This is a genomic window from Methylobacterium sp. 285MFTsu5.1 (assembly GCF_000383455.1).
Classification (GTDB): domain Bacteria; phylum Pseudomonadota; class Alphaproteobacteria; order Rhizobiales; family Beijerinckiaceae; genus Methylobacterium.
Window position 1 is genome coordinate 21,014 of record NZ_KB911284.1, and the last position, 22,272, is coordinate 43,285.

Consider the following 22,272-nt stretch of genomic DNA (forward strand, 5'->3'; position numbering starts at 1 on the left):
CGCACCACAAACGCAATATCTTTGCGTTTGTGGTGCCCCAGATGGCAGAGTGCAGGATGACGACGAGGCAAGGGCCGCGTCCGGGCGGCCGCAGCGCGCGGGTGCAGACCTCGGTTCAGGCGGCCGTGCGCGCGCTCCTGACCACGACGGACCGTTCGGAGATCACGGTGCCCCTGGTGGCCGCCGCGGCCGGCGTGACGCCGTCGACGATCTACCGCCGGTGGGGCACGCTCGCCGAGCTCTTGGCCGATGTCGCGGTCGAGCGGCTCCGTCCCGACGGCGAGCCGGCCGATACCGGGAGCGGCCGGACCGATCTCGAGGCGTGGGCGGAGCAGTACGCGGACGAGATGTCGTCCGCGCCGGGGCGGGAGATGATCCGGGACGTCCTGGCGGCGGCGGACGCGAACTGTGCCCAGCGATGCTGCAGCTTCACCCGCGATCAGATCGCGATCATCGCGGATCGGGCCGTGGCCCGCGGCGAGGCCTTCCCGGACCCCGAGGCGGTGCTGGACGGGGTCGTCTCGCCGATCCTCTACCGGATTCTGTTCGGGACCGCGCTGGACCGGGAACGGATCCTCGAGCTGGTCGACCGCACCCTGACGGCGCGCGAAGCGACCTGACCCGAGGCGCCGACCCCGTGCACCGACCTCGCGGAGGAGGCCGGGCTCCTGACCTCAGCTGCCAGGAGGCGCGACGAGCGGCCCGTCAGAGCGGCTCCACGGGCTGGGCGCGCGTCCGGTCCTTTCCGCGGGTCGCTATCGCGGGTTGCGCCAGCGACGCGCCCGCGTAGCCCGCGGGCGCGACGGCGAGGATTGGTCGCCAGGTCGAGGACCACGCGCGCAGCGGCTCCGGATCGCCGCGGAAGGCGAGGTCGAGAAAGGCCAGCGTCCCGGCGGCGGTCGCCGCCTTGACCTGCGGGTTCAGGTTCAGACCGCCCGTGAGGGGACGGTCGGTGAAGATGCTGTGCGAGCCGCCCTGGAAGACCGCCAAGGACTTCCGGGGCGTCGCGATCGCCTCGTACACGGCGAGGCGGTCGCTGAACGGCGAGGTGCGACCGGGCAGCTGGATGACATCCTCGGTCGCCGTCACGTGCAGGGTCGGGATCTCGACGGCGCCCAGGACCGCCCGCAGGTCGCGCTCGCCGTAGAAGGGCGGCGCCGAGATCACGATCCCGGCCGCGATTCGCGGATCCCGCGCCTGAAGGGCGTGCCCGTCGCGGACGACGCGCGCACCCGCGGCGATCAGAGTCGTGTTGGCGCCGTAGGAATGGCCGGCCGCCACGATCCGGCGCGGGTCGATCCGGTCTCCGAAGGCGCCCCCGTCCTGAACGAGGAGGTGGTCCAGGGCGAAGCGCAGGTCGCGCGCCCGGGCGATCGCCTCCCGTTCCTGCGCCGCCCGCTCGATCCGGTCGAGCAGGGCCAGGGGATTGCCGGTCCAGACGGAGCTGTCGCTGCCGACGTGCTGCAGGTGCAGGCTCGCGATCCCGTGGGACGACCAGTGCCGACCGAGATAGCTGTAGCCGGTCCGGGACTGTCCGAGACCGTGCGAGAACACGACCAGCGGGACGCGGCGCCGGAGCGACGACGTGTTCGGCCAGTACAGGCGTACCGGCACCGGTCGCTGGCGCGCGCCGTCGACCCAGTCGAAGTCGACGATCCGGACGTCCTCGACGACGGGCTCCGCCGCGGCCGGCCGCGTCACACCCGCGGCCAGGGTTCCCAGCAGCATGGCGCCGACCTGCCGACGGTTGGGCAATGGCCGTGCCGCTGTCGGACCGGAAGACTCGAGCATGGGGAAGGCTTTCGCGAGAGGAGGGGAGCCAGGAGGGTTCGCAGAGCCGCGCATCGCCGGCCGCAGCCCGATCACGACGCGCCCTCGCCCCCGGCGCGCGCCAACCGAATTCCGTTCGCCGACGGAGGCCCCGACGGCGAACGAGGCTGCCGATATCGGCAGGAAGGGGCGGGCGCCCGACCGGACTCCGCACCGCGTCCCGAGACCGCGCATCAAAATCGCACTCGGTGTAAAAATATAATTGCACCGCGTGCAACTTTGCAAGTGCGGAATCGCATGTCACAACGCCGGCATGGGGAGCCCGCCACCGAAGCCCGGCAGCCTGCGCGCGCGAAAACGGCAGGAGACACTGGAACGGATCGCCGAGACCGGCCTGCGGCTGTTCAGCCGGCACGGCTACGAGGCGACGACCCTGGACGCGATCGCCGAGGCGGCCGGCATCTCGCGTCGAACCTTCTTCTACTACTTCAAGTCAAAGGAAGAGATCCTGCTGGAGTGGCAGATGCGCGGCTTCGGCGCGGCGCTACGCAAGGCCGTCCTGGCCCAGCCGGATGGCAAGGTCCCGGTCGAGGCCGTCCGGGACGCCCTGCTGGCGCTGTCGACGGGTTTCCGGACCCAGGAGTTCATCAGCATCGATCGCGTCATGCGGTCCAGCGAGACCCTGAAGGCCCGCAAGCAGGCGGCCTACGGCCTGCACGAGCAGGCCCTGCACGCCGCGCTGATCGAGCGCTGGCCGGATCCCGTCCGCAGCGCCCCGCTGCGCCTCGTCGCCATGGCGTCGCTCGGTGCGATGCGCTTGGCGATCGAGGCCTGGATCCAGGCGGGCGGCGACCGTCCCGTGGACGCCTTCCTGCGGGCGGCCTTCGCCGGTCTCACGGCCGAGTTCTGCACACCGTCCCGATAGTCCCGCCGCGATCGGCACGCCGCCGCGGCCCCGCGGTGACGGGCGCGACGCCGTCACCGCCCATCGGCCGGCAGCGCGACGAAGGGATCGCAGGCGGGAACGCCGAGCGGCGCGAAGTGCCGCACGTTCCGGGTCAGGACCGTCCAGCCGTTGCAGCGCGCGGTGGCGGCGATCGCGAGATCCGCGAAGCCGGGCGCGTGCCCCTGTCCGCGCGCCAGATCGGACAACCCGCCGATGTGGCGCGCGACGGCGAGGTCGATCGGGAGGACCTTGGCGGCGTACAGGTGCAGCAAGGTCTCCAGCCACGCCGCGAGGCGCTCGGCCTTGCGCGCGGCACCGTCCCTGCGGCTCTTCGCGATGCCGTCCTCGATCTCGGCGATCGTGACGACCGAGAGGTGGAGCCCCGCGCTGTTCCGGTCCATCCAGTCGATCAGTGCGACGGCCGGAACGGCCTTGGTCGGCGCGCCGGCCGAGAGCACGTTGGTGTCGACGAGGTACACCGCCTCACAGCTCGGCGCTTCTGAGCCCGCCGGACGGGGGGGCGAGGTCGTCCGCCGCGACGGGCGCGGCCATGAGCAGGCGGCCGAACGACGGGACGCGGGACAGCCGCTGCCAGTCCTCGAAGCTGAGCAGCACGGCCTCGGGGCGGCCGTGGCGGGTGATGATCGAGGGCGCGCCCTGCTTCGCTTGGTCGATGACGGCCGACAGCGTCGCCTTGGCGTCCCGAAGCTGGATCTCCTGCATGGCGCTCTCCGTGACCACTGTGGTCATAATGGGTGTCCAGGTTCCGATCTGCAAGGACCGCCCGCGGCCCGTCGTCGGCACCCGGCCCCGGCGGCTCGCCGGGGCCGACCCGTGTCCGGCACGCAACAGTTGATTGCAGACCAGATTATGCCCCTTGCGGTTGCAGCGCTTTAGGACCAACGTATGTTACTGTTAACTGAATACGGGTGCTCGGGTGGCAGCTTTTAAGCCCCTGGACGGGCAAACAGCCTCGGAAACCTTCCAGACGGCGCTGGACGCGCTCGACGTCGTCGGCCGCTGGGAATGGGACGCGGGCGTCGATCGGGTGCGGGCCGATGCCTTCGTCGCCCTGGTGTACAACGTCGATCCGGCCGAGGCCGAGGAAGGCGTCCCGCTCGGCCGCTACATGAGCAGCATCCACGCGGACGATCGCGAGCGGATCGATGATCTGATTCGGCGCAGCGCCCGCGAGGGGACACCGTACCTCGCCGAGCATCGGGTGACCTCGGCGGACGGTCGGACGCGCTGGGTCTTGGTGCGCGGGCGCTTCACCGGCGATCATGTCGGGCGGCTCCAGGGCGGCAGCGGCATCCTCCTCGACATCACCCGGATGCGGATGTTCGAGGACATGGCCGACGAGGCCGTGCCGCGTGCGGAGACGTCGCCCCTCGAGCTGGCAGCGGATCACGCCATCGCGGCGATGTACGCGATCAGCGAGTTGCGGGACGCGGAGCTCAAGGTGCAGGCCGAAGCGCTGCTGATGACGCTGGGCCGCAGGCTCGCCCTCCAGGAGGTCCAGGACCGGCACCGCCAGATGAACTGATCGCGGTGTCCCGAGCAAGATACAGCATGGGGCGGAGCGTCGACCGATCCTGTCCGGGAGCGGGAGACTGGGCCAGACACGCGCGCTATGCTGGTGGATCGGCAGATCAGCGCGGCACGGATGATCCGGCGTTCCAGAACGACAGTCATCGTCCTCGGCGTCATCGCCGGGGCCGCCGTCGCTGCTCTGCTCATCCATCTCCTCCTCGGCCTGCTCTCCCTCGACATCGCGGTCGCCAAGACCAGCACCGAGGATCGGGAGGCCGCGCAGGCGCTCACGCAGCTCTTCGAGACCCAGCATCCGCGGGTGCGCATCCGGACGATCTTCGAGCCGGATCGCCTTGGCGCCTCGGCGGCCCTCGACAAGGGCGAGACCCAGCTCGCCCTGGTGCGCAGCGACGCCGCGCCGAAGGACGGGCAGACCCTGGTCATCCTGCGCCGCGACGCGGTGGTCTTCGTCGCGCCCGGGGGCAGCCCCGTCGACAGCGTGGCCAAGCTGCGGGGCAGCACCGTCGGTCTCCTCGACGGGCGTAAGCTCGACCCGCTCCTGCTCGACCTGATCCTGACGCATTTCGGCGTGCCCCCGAGCAGCGTGCATCGCCGGATCCTGACGATCGACCAGCTGACAGAGGCCGCCCGCAGCCGCCAGATCGGTTCGGTGTTCGTGGTGGCTCCGGTCGGGAGCGCGCTGTGGCTGCCCCTGTTCACGGCGCTGCGCAAAGGCTCCGGGGCGGCGAAGCTGTTCGAAGTCGACGAGGCGGCGGCGATCGCCAAGGAGCACCCCGTGCTCGACACGATCGACGTGCCCAAGGGCGCGTTCCTCGGCTCCCTGCCGGCACCGGGCGACGACATCACCACGCTGTCCGTCAGCCACCGGCTCGTGGCCCGCGGCGCCATGCCTGACTGGCTCGCCGGCGAGATCACCCGCGAGGTTCTCACCGGCAAGCCGCGGCTCGTCGCGCTCGACGACGATCTGGCCGGCATCGAGGCCCCCGACACCGACGACAAGGTCCAGGCGCTCCCGATCCACCCGGGCGCGACGGCGTACCTGACCGGGAACCAGCCCAGCCTGAGCGATCAGGCGCAGAACGCGGCCTACTGGGTCGGGCTCATGATCAGCGCGCTGGCCTCCCTCGGCGCGGCGGGCATCGGCCTGTATCGGCGCTTCCGGCCGCTGCAGCCGCCCACCCGGGTCATGCGCCTCCTGGAGATCTGGCTGTCCGTGTCGAGCGCCGATCCGGTCGAGCTCGATCATCTGGAGCGGGAGGCCGACGCGCTCGCGGCGGAGACGATCCGGATGGAGGCCCACAGGCGGACGGAGAGCGTCGAGATCCGCCTCGTCGCCCTGCTCGTCGCGCATGTCCGCGAGGCCGTCCAGCGCCGGCGGCGGCACGTGGCGCAACGGATGACCTAGCGCCAGGCGATCCCGGCACCGGCCCCCGGCGGCGGCCGATCCCGGCCCGGTCGCGGCCTCACGCGAGCAGGTCGCGATGCGTCCGATGCCCGCGCAGCCACGCCCGGGCGTAGCCGCACAGGGGCACGATCCGATCGCCCTCGGCGCGCGCGTGCGCCGCGACGCCTTCCATGAGACGGCCGGCCGCCCCGGTGCCGCGCAGGACCGGCGGCGCGTAGACGTGGCTGATGACGAGCTGGCCGGGCTCCCGCCGATAGGTCGCGAAGACGACGTCACCGCCGACCTGCAGCTCGAAGCGGCCTCGCTCGACATTGTCGCGCAGCATCTCGGTCCTCCTCGTCCCCCGGCTTTGCGCGGCTCCGATCGGGAAGCACCGCGTCGAACCCGGCGCTCTGCAGGATCCCCGCGCCGCCACGGACGGCCTCTCGGAGGCCCGCGCTCCCGCGACGGTTATATGGGGCGCGTGTCCTCGTCGCGGACGCGGGTCAGAACCGACGCGTCGGCATCGCCGCCGACGACGCGGACATGGCGCGCGAGCGCCGCAGCACGACGAGGCCCGCCGGACGACGCGGCCGGCGCGGCCGGCACGGCGGTCCGCTCCTCGCGGCGCGGATGCGGCGCGGATTAAGCGCGGCCCGCGATCGTCTAACTCTGGACATCCCGAGACCACCTGGACCGCCCGGCTCACGCCGCGGCGGTCATTTCGTGCCGGCATCGTCGGCGGACCGGCCCCTCCGGCCCTCCGAGCCACTCTCAGCGCGGCCCGCCGCGCCGTGTCGGACCGATCTGCGGGCTCCCCGCGGGGAGGCCGGTCCACGTCGGCGTCCCACAGCTCAGGCGCGATCCGGGCGGTTTGCCCGCCGATGCGCGCGCCCGGACCGCTATCGGATATTTCGGCACGTCAACCCGAAGTATTCAATAAGAAAAACATAACACTATGATCTCAAGCTCGATACTTTGCGATATTCCGGAACTCAGACAGCTTTCTGTGCTTGCCCAATGGTAGTTTTCTGGAGAACATCATGACCGCAATCCGGATCTTCGTCCTCGTGTCGTCGCTCCTTCTCGGCACGGCCGGCGCGGCAACGGCGCAGGGCGCCGCCGGAGGATCGACGTCCGGGCCAGCGCCGTCCGGGTCGGGCGGGCAGCGGATGCAGCACGGCGATCAGATGAAGGGCGGAGAGAGGGGCGGGGGCTCGGGCAACACCGGCGTTCCGGGCGCCTCGCCGGCCGACGACGGAAACAAGACGCAGGATTCCCGTACCACGAAGACGAGAGACCGCTGAGAGACCGCGGGTCCGCGACCGCCCGTCCGGAGGCACGGGCCCGGCCGGAACGGCCGGAGCGGTCCCGTCACGCCGCGCACGCCGTCGCGCGGCGCTCTCACTTCCGATCCGCAGCCCCGCGCGACGTGTCCGTTCGAGGACGCGATCCGGCGACGCGACGGCACGGCCGCCAGCGCCGGAAGGCCCGGAACGGATAGCCGGCCGGGCCCGGCCGACGCCCGCTCATCCGAGGGCGTCGGCCGCGGTCACCGGCGCGGATCGGGCGCCGCGCGCCGAGAACCGGCGTTTCCGATCCCGGTTAGCTTTCGTGAGGGGAAGCCAGTCATGGAGGCGTGGGTGCCGCGCTATTTCTTCGATATCCACGACGGTCAGTTGCAACGCGACGAGGACGGGACCGAGTGCGCCGATTTCGACGCTGCGCGCAGAGAAGCGATGATCTCCCTCCCGGACGTCGCGCGATGGGAGATCCCGAGCGACGGGGACAGGCAAACCTACACGGTGGTCGTCCGGGATGCGGCCGGCGCGCCGATCTACACGGCGACGCTGACGTTCACCGGCCTGAGGCTCAGCGAGGCGGCCGGGTAGGTTCAGCCCGCCGCGCGCATCCGGCGCGCTCCGACATCGGCCCAACTCACCGGCGCCGGACGTCCCGCGTGGACACGGCCGACGCCGGTCAGGGGATGTCGGCCGGCTTGACGTCGATCCGGTCGAACCGGCCGAGGCGGTAGATGAGGAACGACAGGAGCCAAGCCGCCGCGAAGAGGCCGACGATGGCGAAGCCGAGCACGCCGAAATGGTCGTTGATCGCGGCGATCCGCTCCCAGAGCCAGCCCTGGAGGTTGAGCTTGTCCGCCAGGAGGTTCAGCGCCTCCAGCGTGCCGACCACCAGCGCGACCACCACCGACACCAGGGTGATGGTGAGATTGTAGAACAGCTTGCGCATGGGCTGGACATAGGCCCAGCTGTAGGCGCCGAGCATCAGCACGCCGTCGGTCGCGTCGACCAGCGTCATGCCGGCGGTGAACAGCGCCGGGAAGACCAGGATCGTCCAGAGATCGATGCCCTGGCTCGCCTGGGCGGCCGAGAGCCCGAACAGGCTCACTTCCGTGGCGGTATCGAAGCCGAGCGCGAAGAGCAGGCCCAGCGGGTACATGTGCCAGGAGCGCGTCACGAGGCGGAACAGCGGCCGCAGGATCCGGGCGAGGACGCCCTGGTTGGCGAGCAGCATGTCGAGGTCGGCCTCGACGTAGCGGCCGGTGCGCCGCACCTGCCGGAACGCGCGCCAGACCCCCGCGAGGACGACGAGATTGACGAGGCCGATGAGGATCAGGAAGGCGGCCGAGACGCCTGTGCCGATCAGGCCGCCGAGTTCCCGGTAGCCTTCCGAGGCCGTGATCAGGCTGGTGGCGGCCAGCGCCACCGCGGCCGCGGCCACCACCACGACGGTGGAATGGCCGAGGGCGAACCAGAAGCCGACCGAGACCGGCCGCTGGCCCGCCTGCATCAGCTTGCGCGTGACGTTGTCGATGGCGGCGATGTGGTCGGGGTCGACCGCGTGGCGCAGCCCGAAGACGTAGGCCAGCAGCGCGGTCGAGAGCAGGGCCGGCTGCCCCGCGAACAGGCTGTAGGCCCAGGACCAGGCGGCGACGTTGGCCGCGATCAGGACGAGGTAGAGCAGAACGATGCGGCGCCGCACGACGCGGGGCGCCGTGCCATCGGACGGGACGATCGCTTCCATCAAAGCCTTACCCACCCGAATACCGTCCCCTCGGTCCCGTTGCCCGGGCCTGTCGCGTCGCTGCTGCCGTGCAGCACGGAATCCGACATAGCGCAGAAGCGGTCGGCCTGCGGAGTCCCGCAGGCGCGCCCTCTCGCCGGAGCGATGACCCCGGCGGCTGCTTGGACGGGGGCCGCGGGCCCGCCATCAGAACCGCACCGTCACCGAGCCCGTGATCCGCCGGGGCGAGCCCGGATAGACCCGGAACACGTTCAGCGAACTCTCGTAGTACGCGGTGTCGAAGATGTTCTCGACGTTGAGCGCGATCCGGGCGTTGTCGAAGCGGTAGTAGGCGAGCGCGTCGACCGCGACGTAGGCCGGCAGGGTGAAGCCGGAGCCGGCCGCGTCGCCGGCGCGCGCGCCCACGCCCCGCACGCCGCCGCCGATGCCGAAGCCGCGCCACGCCCCCTCCGGCTCGTAGACCGCGAGGAGGCTGCCGGAATGGCGCGGCACGTTGATGAGCGGGGCTCCGACCGGGAGCACGTTGTCCTTGGTCACCCGGGCGTCGGCGTAGACGTAGCCGGCCAGGAGCTTCAGCTCGGGCGTGATCTGCCCCTGGGCCGTCAGCTCGAACCCCTGGCTGCGGACGGCCCCGGCGGCGAGGGAGAAGCCGGTATTGGCGGGATCGGGCGTGAGCACGTTCTCCCGCTCCACCCGGAAGGCGGCGGCGGTGAGGAGCAGGCTGCCGCCGAACAGCTCGGACTTGGCGCCGACTTCGTAGCCGAGGCCGGTCTCCGGCGGCAGGGCCGTGCCGCGGGTCACGGCGGCGGCGTCCGGGCCGATGTTCGGCCGGAAGCTCGTGCCGACGTTGGTGTAGAGGGCGAGTTCCGGGATCGGCCGGTAGACGAGGCCCGCCCGGGGCGACGCGGCGACCCGCGACTGGTCGACCTGACTGCGGACGGCGCGCTCGCGGAAGCTCTGCTCGAAGATGTCGAGGCGCACACCGACGAGCGCCCGCCATTCGGGGCTCAGGACGATCTCGTCCTGCGCGTAGAGGCCGGTGTTGGTGATCCGCTCCAGGTTGTTGCGCGGGATGGTGATCGGCGGCAGCGCCTGCCCGTAGACCGGGGCGTAGATGTCCAGGGCGAACGGGCTCGTGCGGAAGTTCGAGCGGAAGTACTGCGTGCGGCTGTCGGTGCTCTCCCGGTCCATGCCGAGCAGTAGCGTGTGGCCGATGCCGGCGGTATCGAAGCGCCCGACGAGGTCGGCCTGCCCGACGGCCACGTCCCAGCGGTAGTCGCGCACGTTGCGGTCGCGCGAGACCGTGCGGTTGTCGGCAGCGATGGCGCGGATCTCCGCCGACTCGCCCGCGAGATCGCCCGTGTTGAAGTAGGTCGCCAAGCGAAGCTGCCAGTTCTCGTCGAACCGGTGGTCGACGCGGACCTGCAGCGTGTTGTTGTTCTGATAGGTGCTCTGCCCGGGCTCGCCGAGGAAGCGGGAGACGGGCAGGAATCCGAGTTGCCGGTTCAGCGCGATGACGCCCCGGTCGAAGACGATCCGGTTCTTCACGAACTCGGTCTCGACCGTGATCCGCGTGTCCGGGGTGACCTGCCAGCTCACCACCGGCGCGACGAGGAGCCGGTCGCTGTCGACGAAGTCGCGGAAGCTGCCCGCACCCTGGGCGGCGAGGTTGAAGCGGTAGAGCACCGTGCCGTCCGCGCTCAGCGCACCGCCGGCATCGATCGTGCCCCGGGTCAGGCCGAACGAGTCGACCTGGTTGCCGAACTCGACGAACCGCTCGGCGGTCGGCTGCTTGGTGATCAGGTTGACCAGCCCGCCGGGGTCGCTGCGCCCGAACAGGGCCGCTCCCGGCCCCTTGAGCACCTCGATGCGCTCGATGTTCTGGGCGTCGGGCGGCGGCGGCGTCCCGCGATTGAGGGGGAAGCCGTTCTTGTAGATCTCGGAGGTGGTCACGCCGCGGATGGCGTAGCTGAAGATCGACAGGCCGCCGAAATTGTTCTGGCGGGCGACGCCGGGCAGGTAGTCGAAGACCTGGTCGACGCGGGTGGCGGCGATATCGGTGATCGTCTCGCGCGGCGCCACCGACACGGCCACGGGCACGTCGATCTGCGGTGTGGCCGTGCGCGTCGCGCTGACCGCCGCGCCGGCGCCGTAGCCCGGTGTCGGACCGATCAGGCCGATGCTGCCGCGCCCGGACGCCGTCGTCCGGGCGGCGCCCTCGCCGACATGCTCGACCGACAGTTCCTCCAGGGTCACGCTCTCCTGCGCGCGGACCTCCCCGACCGGCACGCCGGCGGACAGCATGGCCGCCAGGGCCAGGCGCGGGCTGCCGCGCCGCGCCCCGGCAGGGCGGGCGCATCCCCGGCGCGGCCTGGGACTCTCGCGGAACGACAATCGTCCAGAACTCGCCACCACACACTCGCTGCTGCCGGCGCGCGGCCACGCGGAGGCGGGCGGCGTCACGCCCGGACGGGCGGCACCGCGCGCTCCGCTGGGGCACCGCGCCCGAGGAACGTCGTCGCGCCGAAGGCCGCCTCCCGTGACGCGCGTCATCGCCGCCGCCGGACCGTCCCGGTGCGCGGCACCGGCGGCCGCGGGGAACGGGCGCGCCCAGTCGACAGGTGCGGGGCAGATCCGGACGCACCGCGCAGCGCGCACCGGATTACCACCCCGGCTCCGGACCGTGCCCGGATAACCTTGGCAGGAAAATACTTGCCGCGGCGACCGGCCGGGTCAACGCCCCGGCAACCGAATGTAATAATGTTGCGACGACAGTGGCGGAACGGCCACAGCACCGTGGCGCCCCGGCGGCGGGCGGGGCCGGGGCGGCCTGATCGGGTACGCCGCTCCCGTCAGGGTCTCACATCCGGCCTGGGATCCGGCACGAACCCGTCGCGGTTCGGCATGCGGACGGCGGCCAGGGTGGCGGCATCGAGCACGGCGCTCTCCGGGACGAGCCCGTTCAGGTACAGGACGTAGCCCGAGACCGCGTAGACGTCGGCGGCGCTGAGCGATTGCGGGGCGTTCATCGGCATCGCCCGCCGGATGTAGTCGAACAGGGTCGGCGCGTAGGGCCAGAAGCTGCCGACGGTCTTGAGCGGTTTCGCCGAGGCGAGCGTGCCCTGGCCGCCGGCCAGCCGCTCGCCGGTCCCGCCCTCGCCCCGGCTGCCGTGACACGAGGCGCATTGGGTCTCGAAGACCTCTCGGCCGTGGGCGACGCTGCCGTGTCCGGGCGGCAGCTTCCGGCCGTCCCGGTCGACGTCGATGTTCCAGGCGGCGATCTCGGCCTCCGTGGCCGGACGCCCGATCCCGAGGCGCTCCGTCGCCCGTGCCGGCCCGGCGCAGGCGAGCGCCAGGGCGATCCCCGCGGCGGCGCGGGCTTCACGCATAGCCATTGGCCACCTCGCCGTCCGCCGCGATGCGCCAGGGCACGACCGCGTTGTTGTGGTAGAAGGATTTGAGGCCGCGCACCGCCGTCAGCGCCTCGAAGCCCGGCTGCACGTAGCCGGTCTCGTCGATCGCCCGGCTCGCGATGGTCGTCGGCGTCCCGTCCCAGCGCCAGGGCAGGCGGAACCGCGTCAGCGCCCGGTTGAGCACCGGCTCCTGCAAGGCGGCGTCGCGCCAGCTCCCGCCCCCGTCCGTCGACACCTGCACGCCGCGGATCCGCCCGCGCCCGCTCCAGGCGAGGCCGGTGATCTCGTGGAAACCGGGGGCGATCCGCTGCGTGCCCGAGGGCCGCGTGATGATCGACTTGGCCTCCATCACGAAGGTGAATTGCCGCGCCGTGCCGTCCGGCATCAGGTCGGTGTACTTCGACGTCTCCTCGCGGGAATAGGCCGGCTCCGCCGTGACGTTGAGCCGGCGCAGCCACTTCACGCTCATGTTGCCCTCGTAGCCGGGCAGCAGCACCCGGAGCGGGTAGCCCTGCTGGGGGCGCAGCCGCTCGCCGTTCTGGCTGTAGACCAGCAGGGCGTCGTCGAGGCACTTCGCGATCGGGATGCTGCGGGTCAGCGCGGCGGCGTCCGCGCCCTCGGCCACGACCCACCGCGCGTCCGGCTTGAGCCCGGCCTCCGCCAGGACCGTCGCGAGGCGCACGCCGGTCCATTCGGCGCAGCTGACGAGGCCGACGAGGTCCGACGCCGTCTTGCCCTTGATCGCCTCGAAGCCCGGATTGCCCGAGCATTCGAGGAAGTAGATGTGCGACTCCGACGGGAAGCGGCGGATGTCGTCCATCGTCAGGATGAGCGGCGTCTCGACGAGTCCGTGGATCATCAGCCGGTGCTGGGCGGGATCGATATCCGGAATGCCGCCGTGGTGGCGCTCGTAGAACAGGCCGTTGGGCGTCAGGATGCCGTCGAGATCCTGCAGCGGCGTGCGGCTCGACGCCGAGATGTACTGCTTCAGACCCTTCGGGACGTTGCGGATGACGCCCTCCTCGAAGCGCGAGGGCCGGCCGTAAGTCTGGCTGCCGACATCGGCGCCCGGGACCTTCATCCATTCGGGCACGGCCGGAGGCGCCGCCTCGTCCGATCGGGCCGGCCCGCCCGCGAGGACGGCCGCGGCCGCCGCCGCGCCTTGTGCGAGGAAGCGGCGCCGCGCCGGCGGCGATTCGTCGTCCTGGCTCATCGCATGGCACTCCGCCTCGCCCCGCCCGCCGGGGCAGGCCCAGAGTCTCATGCAACGGCGCTCCCTCCTAGTCCCGTCGGAACGGCGCCCGGCGCGCGGTCCGGGGACGGACACGCGCGACGAGATCGTCGACGGCTCCGAGCAGGGCCGCCGGCACGATGTGGAGGCCGTCAGCGCGAACCCGTCTCGTGGTGCGCCCGCAGGCGTCGCAGGGCCTCGAGATCGAAGACCTCGTCCGCGCGCCCGTAGCCGCCATCCACGACCTCGTCGACCAAGACCATGGTGTGCGGGCGCGCGGCCTCCCCGAAGAAGGAGACCAGCAGATCCGTCGTGCGGTGGATCAGATCCGCCTTCTGCGGACCGGTCATCATGCCCTGCGGGATCTTGAAATTGGCGAACGGCATCGATCGTCTCCAGGCTGAACTGATGAAACACGGGTCGTGCCCGCGCGCGGCGACGCGGATCTCCTCGCGGATCTCCGCGCGCACCTCATTCCTGCGCCGCGCGGGCCGCGTGAGCGGCCTCGTTCAGGGTCGCGACGGCCGCGTCGAAGCGGTGCTCGGCCTCGGCGTTGCGCTGGAAGGCGACGCGCTGCACCAGGATCTCGGCCGGCGTCGGCCGCTGCTGGAACAGGGCCATCACCTCGTCGATGAAGTCGGCCAGCGGTAGGTAGCCCGCACGGGTGGCCTGGCCGGGCGTGAGATCCGTCTGGACCGCCGGCGGCACCAGCTCGATCACCTCGACCCGGCCCTTGAGGACCTCGCGCAGCGAGACCGTGTAGCTGTGGATCGCCGCCTTCGTCGCCGAGTAGGTCGGTGTGGTCGTCAGGGGCACGAAGGCCAGCCCGGACGACACGTTGATCAGCGCCGCGTCCGGCCGTGTGACCAGATGCGCGACGAAGGCATCCGTCAGACGGATCGGGCCGAGCAGGTTGGTGGTGATCGTCGCCTCCGCGTCGGAGAGGTCGCGCGCCTGATCCAGCGCCTCGAAGCGCATGATGCCGGCGTTGTTGATCACCACGTTCAGGGCCGGGTGCTCAACCGTGACGCGCCGGGCGAACGCCGCGATGTCTCCGGCATCCGCGATGTCGAGGGGCATCGCGTGCAGGCCCGGGCGGCCGGCCGTGACCCGTTCCAGCGCCTCCACGCGGCGACCGGCGACGATGACGGTGTTGCCGAGGTCGTGGAAGCGATGGGCGAGCGCGGCTCCGATCCCGGACCCGCCGCCCGTGATGAGGATCGTGTTGCCGGAGGTTTTCATGATGGCGACCCCGTTGTTGTCGCCGCAGAGAGTATGGTTGACACTCTCCGCCCTGAAGTAGGCACCGAAAAGATTTGTACGCACCGAAAGGAGAGTGTCGAATGCGCAGGGCTGCCCCCGACCCCGCGATCGAGGCGAAGCGGCGCGGGCCACCCCCGCAGGACGTCGATCCGGCGATCGAGGCCCTGGTGAACGACATCATCGGCCAAGTGGCCGACAAGTGGACCATGCTGATCCTCGAGGCGCTGGAGGAGCACGGCACCCTCCGGTTCACGCAGCTCGGCCGGGCCGTGGGCCGGATCAGCCAGAAGATGCTGACGCAGACCGTCCGCCAGATGGAGCGGGACGGTCTCGTCCGGCGGACGGTGCACCCGGTGATCCCGCCGCGCGTGGACTACACGCTGACGCCGCTGGGCCGGAGCCTGGGCGCCGCGTTCTGCGGCGTGTGGATCTGGGCCGAGACGCACCACGCCGAGATCGAGCGGGCCCGGCGGGCGTTCGCAGCGGCGGCCGAAGCTCCGGATCTTCCCGCCGACGCCGAGGCACCGTGAGGACGGAGGGCTTCCCGATCGCGGTCTGGCCGCGGAGGACGGAGGGGCGTGCGGCCCTGGCGGGCTCGCCCGCGCGAGGCTGCCCCGCGCCTATTAACTGTCGAGCGGAAGAGCGATGTCGTCCTTCTCCAATGGTCTCGCCAAGCTTGGCGTTTCAGTCTAGCGTCTAGACTGAATTCGGCGGCAAGGCGGGCGCATCATGCAATCCACCCCTCCGTACGGTGAGCCGCCGCTCCCGATCAGTTCCGACGCGATCGCCGACGGCCCGAAGGTCCCCGGCGCGGCGCGGCGCCGCTCCGTGGTCGCGGGCGCCATCGGCAACACGCTCGAATGGTACGATTTCGCCACCTACGGGTACTTCAGTGCCGTCATCGGCCGGAACTTCTTCCCGTCCGACAGCCCCACGACGTCGCTGCTCTCGGCCTTCGCGGTGTTCGCCGCCGCCTTCTTCATGCGCCCGATCGGCGGCATCGTGTTCGGCCACATCGGCGACCGCTACGGCCGGAAGACGGCACTCCTGCTGTCGGCGGGCCTCATGGCCGTCTCGACCTTCCTGATGGGCTGCCTGCCCACCTACGCGTCGGCCGGACTCCTCGCGCCCGTCCTGCTCGTGGTGCTGCGGCTCGGCCAGGGTCTCTCCGTCGGCGGCGAGTACACCTCCTCGGCCATCTTCCTGTCCGAGACCGCAGCACCGGCGCGCCGCGGCCTGACCGGCAGCCTCGCCTGCATCGGGGCCGCCGGGGGGATCCTGCTCGGCTCCATTGCCGGGACGCTCGTCACCGGCCTGCTCACGCCGGAGGACGTGCACCAGTGGGGCTGGCGGCTGCCGTTCCTCTTCGGGATCGTGCTCGGCGTCTTCATCTTCGCTCTGCGTCGCCATATCGACGACGATCACGTCGAGACCGTGTTTCGCGAAGATCGGGCACCGACGGACCAGCGCTCACCGCTGCGCACGGCCGTCGCGATCGACGGCTCCGCCATGCTGCGCGCCTTCGCGATGAATCTCGGCCTGGCGTGCGGCTTCTACGTGGTGTTCGTCTACCTCGTGACGTTCATGCACACCGTGTCGGGCCTGCCGCAACACACGGCGTTTCTCATCAACTCCCTCGCCATGGTGGTTCAAGCCGTGTGCATCCCGATCGCCGGAGCCCTGTCCGACCGCTTCGGGCGCAAGCGTGTTCTGGTCCTGACCGGGGCGGGCCTGACAATCCTGTCGTGGCCGCTCTTCATGCTGCTGACCACCGGCGACACGCTTCTGATCGTCCTGAGCCAGGTCGCGTTCGCGATCCTGATCGCCGGCAACGCCGCCGTCGTGCCGACGGCGTTCGTCGAGATGTTCCAGCACCGCTCGCGCTGCACGGCCCTGGCGATCAGCTTCAACGCCTCGATGGCGCTGGTCGGGGGCACCGCCCCGATGGCCGCGACGTGGATCGTCCACCACCTGGCCTGGCCCACGGGGCCGGGCCTCTACGTCGCCGTGCTGTCGGCCATCTCGCTCGCCGCAGTCCTCACGATGCGCGATCGGACCGGAGAATCGCTCGCGTGAGAGGATTCGGCGCGCGGGGGCGACACGCGGAGGCGGAAGTCACGTTGCGGCTCTCACAGAGCCGACGCCCCCATCGGTCGTCGCTCGTCTCGACGGTGCCGGGCGTCAGATGGGCCGCAATCCGGGCGGCGCGGTCAATAGGTCACCCTCACTAGTGGAAGCCGAGAGCGGCTCAGCTAAAATCGACTGAGGGAGACAGAAGAGAGCCTGTCCAGCAATGATCGGGTGAGCACTGCGGAGATCTCTTCTTGCTCGACGCGGTCATCGCCATGACCGGCAGACGGGCATCGGCGCTCCCGAGGGACCTGGAGCATGGGATTCGACGTGACACGACCTCTCTGGCGCTCAGTTTCATCCCGCCTCGTCGTCGTGTCCTTCTCAGTCCTGATGATCGCGCCGGCGGCCCAGGCGGCCAGCACTCTGGAGGCGGCTCTCCGCGCGGTTCCGGATTCCGTCCTGGCGACGCCTGACCCGATGCCGATCGTCTTCATGGACGTCCAGGCGCTGTCCAGGGCAGCCGGCGGTGCGCTGAGCGACGCCGGCCTGCGGCGCATGGCCTTCGCGCAGAGCATCCGCCCGCTGAACGCCCTCAGCTACGGCGGCGCGCAGACATGGACCGAGAAGGCCGGCATCCCGTTCGAGGACATCTCCTATTTCGCGGCCTTCGGCCAGCCTCCGGCGCGCGTGACTCACTGGGGTCTGGCGACGAAGGCGGCAGCCGACACTCTGGTCGCCAAGCTGAAGGACAGGAACTTCCGGCCGGTCTCGACCGCGCCGCGCATTCTCGCCAACGGTGAGCCGCGCGCCCTGAATCTCAGGGCCCGGCAACCGACCGATCCCTGGTCCGGCCCGATGGGCGAGACCAGCGCGATCCTGGCGATCGATCGCGTCGTCGCGCAGGCGTCCGCGGCCGCGGATCTGGAGACACGCGTCGGGGTCGGTCGGAGCGCGGCGGATCACGAGGCGGTCGCCACATCGCTGACGGGTCTGGCCGCCGCGGATGAGCGCGACCCGGGCGCGATCCTTCAAGCGGCCGTCGTGACGCCGCTGATGGGGATCACCCCCGACGATCCTGCCGCCCTCCTGTCGGCGACGACCGATCTGGCCGCGCAGAGGAAGGCGATCGAGGATCAGCGCGAGCGCGGACGGGACGGCGTCCCGGCTTATGCCGGCGGTATCGTGGCGGACTATCAAGGCAAGAACGGACCGGCCCTGCTCGTATCCCTCGCCTATCCCGATTGCCGGACGGCCGACAGGGCCGTCTCCGCGTTGAAGGCGCGTTGGCGAGCCGGCATGGCCCCTGCGGCCTCCGTCGACGGCCGCTCGGTCGAGAGCCCGCAGCGCGGCTGTGCCGCCGTCCTCCGCGTCGATCGTGCCGCGGGTGCGAACACCCCGTTCGGAGAGTTCCTCGGGACCTCCCTGCAGCGCGGCTTCAATGTCCTGCAGATCGGGTCGCAGCGATGACCGGGCTCCGACGCGCCGGACCGGAGCGCGACCGTCCCGGCCGGCGCGGTCGAGGCGCGGTCGAGGCGCGGTCGAGGCGCGGCTTTCCTAGGCCTCGGCCGCCCTGGGCGCGGCCGGGTCGCCGGTCGCTCCGAGTTCGGCGGCGAACTTGCCGAAGAACTCGTCGGCGAGCTTGCGCGCGGTCGCCTGCATGAGCCGGCCGCCCAGCGTCGCGATCTTGCCGCCGACCTCGGCCTTGGCGGTGTAGGTCAGGAGCGTCTCGCCGCCCTCCGCCGCGAGGCTGACGGCGGCGCGGCCCTTGGCGAAGCCCGCCATGCCGCCGTTGCCCTGGCCGACGAGGCTGTAGCCCTCGGGAGGGCGCATGTCCTCCAGGCGGACCGTGCCCGCGAAGGTCGCCGAGACCGGCCCGACCTTGAGGGCGACCTTGGCCGTCATCTCCTCCGGGGAGGCCTGCACCAGCTCCTTGCAGCCGGGGATGCAGCGGGCCAGCACCTCCGGATCGTTCAGCGCCGCCCAGACGGCCTCCCGCGCGACCGGGATCCGATACGCGCCAGCGATGTCCATCCTGGTCTCCTCCTGACACTGCGCCGCCCACCGGCCGGTGCGGGCGCTCAGACCGCGCAGTAGCGCGCCTGGATCTCGGGATCGTCCCGCAGCGCGGCCGCGGGGGCGTGGTAGACGACGGCGCCGCCGTCGACGATGTAGACGCGGTCGGACACGTCGAGGGCGAGCTCGACGTTCTGCTCCACGAGCAGGATCGTGGTGCCGGCCCGCTTCATCGCGACGAACTGCGCGAACATCTCCTCGACCAGGATCGGCATGATCCCCTCCGAGGGCTCGTCGAGGAGCACCATCACGGGCTCGGCCATGAGCGCCCGGGCGATGGCGAGCATCTGCTGCTCGCCGCCCGACATCGTGACCGCCTCCTGCTTCAGGCGCTGCTTCAGCCGCGGGAAGGTCTCGGCGATGACCTCGATCCGCCGCGCCTCGTCGCGGCGCGTCGCGCGCCCCCCCCGTCCTGCCCCCCTGGCGGCCAGGATGCCGAGGCGCAGGTTCTCCTCCACGGTCAGCCCCGGCACGATGCGCCGCTCCTCCGGCACGTAGGCGAGGCCCCGGTGGAAGCGCTCGTGGGGCGGCCGGTGGAGGATGTCGGCGCCCGCGAAGGTCACGCGCCCCTCGCGCTTCGCCACGAGGCCCATGATCGCCTTCAGCGTGGTGGTCTTGCCGGCGCCGTTGCGGCCGACCAGCGTGACGATCTCGCCGGGGCGCACCTCCAGCGAGAGGCCCTGCAGGATGTGGGAGTGGCCGTACCACGCCCGCAGGTCCTCGACCGCCAGGAGCGGCTGCGTGACGGCGGCGCTCATGCGGTCCCGCCCGTGATCTTGCCCGCCGTGTTGCCCAGGTAGACGCGGCGCACCTCGGGATGCGCCCGGATGTCGTCGGGGCTGCCCTCGGCCAGGAGCTGGCCCTGGTGGAGGACGACGAGGCGCCGGCACAGGCCCATGACGAGCTTCATCTTGTGCTCGACGAGGATCAGCGTCCGGGTCTCGGCGAGGCGCTGCACGAGGTCCATCATCTCGCGCGTCTCCTCGGGGCTCATCCCGGCGGTCGGCTCGTCGAGGAGGAGGAGGCTCGGCTCGGCGGCCAGCGCCACCGCGATCTCCAGGGCGCGCTGCTCGCCGTGGGCGAGTTCGCGCGCGAGGCGGTCCATCCGGGCGCCGAGCCCGACCTCGCCGAGGAGTTCCTCGGCCCGCTCCGCCAGCTCGGGATAGACCGCGCGGTCCCGGAAGAACGCGAAGCGGACCCGCCGGGCCTGGGCGGCCACCCGCACGTTCTCGCGCACCGTGAGGTGCGGGAAGACGTTGGTGATCTGGAACGACTTGGCGATGCCCATCCGGGCGAAGGCGTGCGGGGCCGCGCCGGTGATGTCGCGCCCGCGGAACAGCACGCGGCCCTCGCTCGGCGGGAAGGCGCCCGAGATCAGGTTGAAGAAGGTCGACTTGCCCGCCCCGTTCGGCCCGATGATCGCCGTGATGCCGCCCTCCGGGAACGCGACGGTCACGTCGGACAGGGCGCGGAAATGCCCGAACCGCTTGCCGAGCCCCTCCGTGGCGAGGATCGGCGGCGCCGTACTCGGAGCCTTTGCCGGCGCGGCGGCGGCGCTCACCATCCGGCCCTCCTCAGGCGCGCCAGCACCTCGCCCCAGATGCCGAGCGGCAGGAACAGCACGAAGGCGATGAAGACGGCGCCGACGAAGAGCTGCCAGTGGCTCGTCACGGTGGCGAGCCCGTCCTGCAGGAGCGCGAAGGTCGCGGCGCCGACGAAGGGCCCGAAGAAGGTCTCCATGCCGCCGAGCAGCGCCATCATCACGGCCTGGCCGGAGGTCGAATAGTGCATCGTCTCGATCGGCACGATCGAGAGGTGGATCGCCTGGAGACCGCCCGCGAGGCCGCACAGCGCCCCGGAGATCACGAAGGCCGCGAGCTTCATGCGGCGCACGTCGTAGCCGCAGGCCTGCGCCCGGTCCTCGTTCTCGCGGATCGCCTCGAGGGCGGCCCCAAAGGGCGACGACAGGAGGCGCGAGAACAGCCAGACCGCGACGCCGACCACCGCCAGCGCGGCGTAGTACTTCACCACCGGGTCGAGGAGATTGAGGCGGAAGCCCGGCAGGGCGAGCGCCGGCACGTTGATGCCGCGCAGACCGTTCTCGCCGCCGGTGAAGGCCTCCGCCTGGTAGAAGGCGTAGTAGACGCACATCGACAGCGCCAGGGTCGTCATCGCGAAGTAGATGCCGCGGGTGCGGATCGCCAGCACGCCCATGACGGCGGCGATGAGTGTCGCGAGCAGCGTGCCGGCGACGAGCGCCAGGGCCGGGTGCAGCCCGTAATGGACGATGGCGATGCCGCAGCCGTACGCGCCGCCGCCCAGGAAGGCGGCGTGGCCGAAGGACAGGAGCCCGGTATAGCCGAACAGCAGGTTGAACCCGAGGGCGTAGAGCCCGAGCACCAGGATGTTCACGGCGAGGGCCTGGTAGGGCGCGATCCAGGGGAACACGAGGAGGAAGGCGAGCGTCAGGGCGACGCGATGCCGGCCGCACCACGCCAGCCGGCGCCCGGCCCGGCCGGAGCCCGGCCGGGCCGCCGGCAAGGTAGCCGGAAGGGCGCCTCCCTTCGTGACGGCGGAGGCGGGGGCGCGGGCGCTCATCCGAGGGCTCCGGCCCGGCCGAGGAGGCCTCGGGGCCGCACGAGCAGCACCAGGGCCATGAGGGCGAAGATCGCCATCTTGGTCATGTCGGGGGCGACGAGCGACGTCATCGCCACCACGATGCCGACGATCAGCCCGGCGAGCACGGCCCCGGCCAGCGAGCCCATGCCGCCGACCACCGTGACCACGAAGGCCTCGGCGAGCACCGGGACCCCCATCTCGGGCGTGACGCCCTGCAGCGGCGCGGCGAGGATGCCGGCGAGCCCGGCGAGCGCGCAGCCCAGGGCGAAGACCGCGAGCCAGACCTTGGTGATCTCGATGCCGAGCACCTGCACGATCTGCGGGTCGCGGGCGCCGGCCCGGATCACGAGGCCGAAGGGCGTGCGCTCGATGAACAGCCACAGGACGCCCACCACCGCCAGCGCGAACCCGATCAGGAACAGGCGGTAGAGGGGGAAGTAGCCGATGCCGATGTCGACCGCGCCGCGCAGCTCGGGCGGCGCCCCGAAGGGCAGGCCCGTCAGCCCGAAGGCGATGCGCACGCTCTCGACCATCACGTACGACAGGCCGAAGGTGAGGAGCAGCGGGTCGTCGATGCCGCGCCCGTAGAGGGGGCGCACGAGCACGCGCTCCACGGCGAGCCCGAGGAGCCCCATCGCCAGCGGCGCCGCGACGAGACTGAGCCAGAAGCTGCCGGTGTAGCCGTACAGGAAGACGCCGACATAGGCGCCGACCATGAAGAACGCGCCGTGGGCGAAGTTGACGACGTTCATCAGCCCGAAGATCAGCGACAGGCCGATGCCGACGAGCACGTAGATCGCCCCCAGCGCGATGCCGGTCACGAGCTGGAGGGCGAGGAGATCGAGGGGGAAGCCGCCGATCGTGATGGCGCTCAAGGCCGCGCCCTCCCGCGGGTTCGCAT

General features: G+C 71.3%; 23 protein-coding genes. 8 read left to right on the forward strand and 15 right to left on the reverse strand.

The window, feature by feature from the left end:
- The first annotated feature begins 56 nt into the window (after positions 1–56).
- Positions 57–620 (forward strand): TetR/AcrR family transcriptional regulator, encoded by a 564-nt coding sequence (locus tag H288_RS0120340; protein ID WP_026605129.1) that lies wholly within the window; start codon positions 57–59, stop codon positions 618–620.
- Positions 621–705: 85 nt separating this feature from the next.
- Here the strand turns inward: H288_RS0120340 and H288_RS36260 are convergent, their stop codons facing one another.
- A complete protein-coding gene (locus H288_RS36260) occupies positions 706–1,728 on the reverse strand; it encodes an acetylhydrolase (protein ID WP_280806662.1) in 1,023 nt (340 codons plus the stop codon).
- A gap of 355 nt (positions 1,729–2,083) precedes the next feature.
- Here H288_RS36260 and H288_RS0120350 point away from each other — a divergent pair, with 355 nt between their 5' ends.
- Positions 2,084–2,695 (forward strand): TetR/AcrR family transcriptional regulator, encoded by a 612-nt coding sequence (locus H288_RS0120350; protein ID WP_020094417.1) that lies wholly within the window; start codon positions 2,084–2,086, stop codon positions 2,693–2,695.
- Between the two features lie 53 nt (positions 2,696–2,748).
- On the opposite strand, the gene H288_RS0120355 is transcribed toward H288_RS0120350, so the two are convergent.
- Both H288_RS0120355 and H288_RS0120360 read right to left on the reverse strand, forming a co-directional pair.
- Complete coding sequence (locus H288_RS0120355) at positions 2,749–3,195, reverse strand: type II toxin-antitoxin system VapC family toxin (protein WP_020094418.1); 447 nt, start codon at positions 3,193–3,195, stop codon at positions 2,749–2,751.
- Between the two features lie 4 nt (positions 3,196–3,199).
- Complete coding sequence (locus tag H288_RS0120360; RefSeq protein ID WP_026605131.1) at positions 3,200–3,439, reverse strand: type II toxin-antitoxin system Phd/YefM family antitoxin; 240 nt, start codon at positions 3,437–3,439, stop codon at positions 3,200–3,202.
- Between the two features lie 214 nt (positions 3,440–3,653).
- Here H288_RS0120360 and H288_RS0120365 point away from each other — a divergent pair, with 214 nt between their 5' ends.
- On the forward strand, positions 3,654–4,262 hold the full coding sequence (locus H288_RS0120365) for a PAS domain-containing protein (protein WP_020094420.1): 609 nt from the start codon (positions 3,654–3,656) through the stop codon (positions 4,260–4,262).
- Positions 4,263–4,349: 87 nt separating this feature from the next.
- Complete coding sequence (locus tag H288_RS0120370) at positions 4,350–5,675, forward strand: TAXI family TRAP transporter solute-binding subunit (protein ID WP_020094421.1); 1,326 nt, start codon at positions 4,350–4,352, stop codon at positions 5,673–5,675.
- A gap of 58 nt (positions 5,676–5,733) precedes the next feature.
- Here the strand turns inward: H288_RS0120370 and H288_RS0120375 are convergent, their stop codons facing one another.
- The gene (locus H288_RS0120375; RefSeq protein WP_020094422.1) at positions 5,734–6,000 is read right to left on the reverse strand and encodes a GNAT family N-acetyltransferase; all 267 of its coding nucleotides are present in this window, start codon (positions 5,998–6,000) and stop codon (positions 5,734–5,736) included.
- A gap of 1,297 nt (positions 6,001–7,297) precedes the next feature.
- On the opposite strand from H288_RS0120375, the gene H288_RS0120385 reads away from it, so the two are divergent.
- Positions 7,298–7,546, forward strand: coding sequence for a hypothetical protein (locus H288_RS0120385; RefSeq protein WP_026605132.1), 249 nt, complete (start codon positions 7,298–7,300; stop codon positions 7,544–7,546).
- An 88-nt stretch (positions 7,547–7,634) separates the two neighbouring features.
- Here the strand turns inward: H288_RS0120385 and H288_RS0120390 are convergent, their stop codons facing one another.
- The 6 genes from H288_RS0120390 to H288_RS0120415 form a co-directional block, all read right to left on the reverse strand.
- Complete coding sequence (locus H288_RS0120390) at positions 7,635–8,699, reverse strand: HoxN/HupN/NixA family nickel/cobalt transporter (protein WP_020094425.1); 1,065 nt, start codon at positions 8,697–8,699, stop codon at positions 7,635–7,637.
- A 186-nt stretch (positions 8,700–8,885) separates the two neighbouring features.
- The gene (locus tag H288_RS0120395; protein WP_020094426.1) at positions 8,886–11,003 is read right to left on the reverse strand and encodes a TonB-dependent siderophore receptor; all 2,118 of its coding nucleotides are present in this window, start codon (positions 11,001–11,003) and stop codon (positions 8,886–8,888) included.
- Between the two features lie 548 nt (positions 11,004–11,551).
- Positions 11,552–12,094, reverse strand: coding sequence for a cytochrome c (locus H288_RS0120400; RefSeq protein WP_026605134.1), 543 nt, complete (start codon positions 12,092–12,094; stop codon positions 11,552–11,554).
- On the reverse strand, positions 12,081–13,325 hold the full coding sequence (gene soxC, locus H288_RS0120405) for a sulfite dehydrogenase (protein ID WP_020094428.1): 1,245 nt from the start codon (positions 13,323–13,325) through the stop codon (positions 12,081–12,083). The genes H288_RS0120400 and soxC overlap by 14 nt, the downstream gene beginning before the upstream one ends.
- A 170-nt stretch (positions 13,326–13,495) precedes the next feature.
- Positions 13,496–13,729, reverse strand: a complete 234-nt coding sequence (locus tag H288_RS0120410) for a tautomerase family protein (RefSeq protein WP_020094429.1) — start codon at positions 13,727–13,729, stop codon at positions 13,496–13,498.
- A gap of 85 nt (positions 13,730–13,814) precedes the next feature.
- Positions 13,815–14,585, reverse strand: coding sequence for an SDR family oxidoreductase (locus H288_RS0120415; protein WP_020094430.1), 771 nt, complete (start codon positions 14,583–14,585; stop codon positions 13,815–13,817).
- 101 nt (positions 14,586–14,686) lie between these two features.
- Here H288_RS0120415 and H288_RS0120420 point away from each other — a divergent pair, with 101 nt between their 5' ends.
- The 3 genes from H288_RS0120420 (at position 14,687) to H288_RS0120430 (ending at position 18,146) form a co-directional block, all read left to right on the forward strand.
- On the forward strand, positions 14,687–15,136 hold the full coding sequence (locus tag H288_RS0120420) for a helix-turn-helix domain-containing protein (RefSeq protein ID WP_020094431.1): 450 nt from the start codon (positions 14,687–14,689) through the stop codon (positions 15,134–15,136).
- Positions 15,137–15,335: 199 nt separating this feature from the next.
- Positions 15,336–16,682 carry an MFS transporter gene (locus H288_RS0120425; RefSeq protein WP_020094432.1) on the forward strand — a complete coding sequence of 449 codons (1,347 nt, stop codon included), beginning with the start codon at positions 15,336–15,338 and terminating at the stop codon, positions 16,680–16,682.
- 324 nt (positions 16,683–17,006) lie between these two features.
- Positions 17,007–18,146, forward strand: a complete 1,140-nt coding sequence (locus tag H288_RS0120430; RefSeq protein WP_245274527.1) for a hypothetical protein — start codon at positions 17,007–17,009, stop codon at positions 18,144–18,146.
- An 87-nt stretch (positions 18,147–18,233) separates the two neighbouring features.
- On the opposite strand, the gene H288_RS0120435 is transcribed toward H288_RS0120430, so the two are convergent.
- The 5 genes from H288_RS0120435 to H288_RS0120455 are packed head-to-tail and all read right to left on the reverse strand — an operon-like array spanning position 18,234 to position 22,246.
- Positions 18,234–18,710: a carbon monoxide dehydrogenase subunit G gene (locus H288_RS0120435; RefSeq protein WP_020094434.1), complete on the reverse strand. Its 477-nt coding sequence runs from the start codon at positions 18,708–18,710 to the stop codon at positions 18,234–18,236.
- A 47-nt stretch (positions 18,711–18,757) separates the two neighbouring features.
- Complete coding sequence (locus H288_RS0120440) at positions 18,758–19,510, reverse strand: ABC transporter ATP-binding protein (RefSeq protein WP_020094435.1); 753 nt, start codon at positions 19,508–19,510, stop codon at positions 18,758–18,760.
- On the reverse strand, positions 19,507–20,316 hold the full coding sequence (locus H288_RS0120445) for an ABC transporter ATP-binding protein (protein WP_020094436.1): 810 nt from the start codon (positions 20,314–20,316) through the stop codon (positions 19,507–19,509). The genes H288_RS0120440 and H288_RS0120445 overlap by 4 nt, the downstream gene beginning before the upstream one ends.
- Positions 20,310–21,350 carry a branched-chain amino acid ABC transporter permease gene (locus tag H288_RS0120450; protein WP_020094437.1) on the reverse strand — a complete coding sequence of 347 codons (1,041 nt, stop codon included), beginning with the start codon at positions 21,348–21,350 and terminating at the stop codon, positions 20,310–20,312. The genes H288_RS0120445 and H288_RS0120450 overlap by 7 nt, the downstream gene beginning before the upstream one ends.
- Entirely contained in the window at positions 21,347–22,246 is a 900-nt protein-coding gene (locus tag H288_RS0120455) for a branched-chain amino acid ABC transporter permease (RefSeq protein WP_020094438.1), read from the reverse strand. Before H288_RS0120455 ends, H288_RS0120450 begins: the two co-directional genes overlap by 4 nt.
- Between the last annotated feature and the right edge of the window lie 26 nt (positions 22,247–22,272).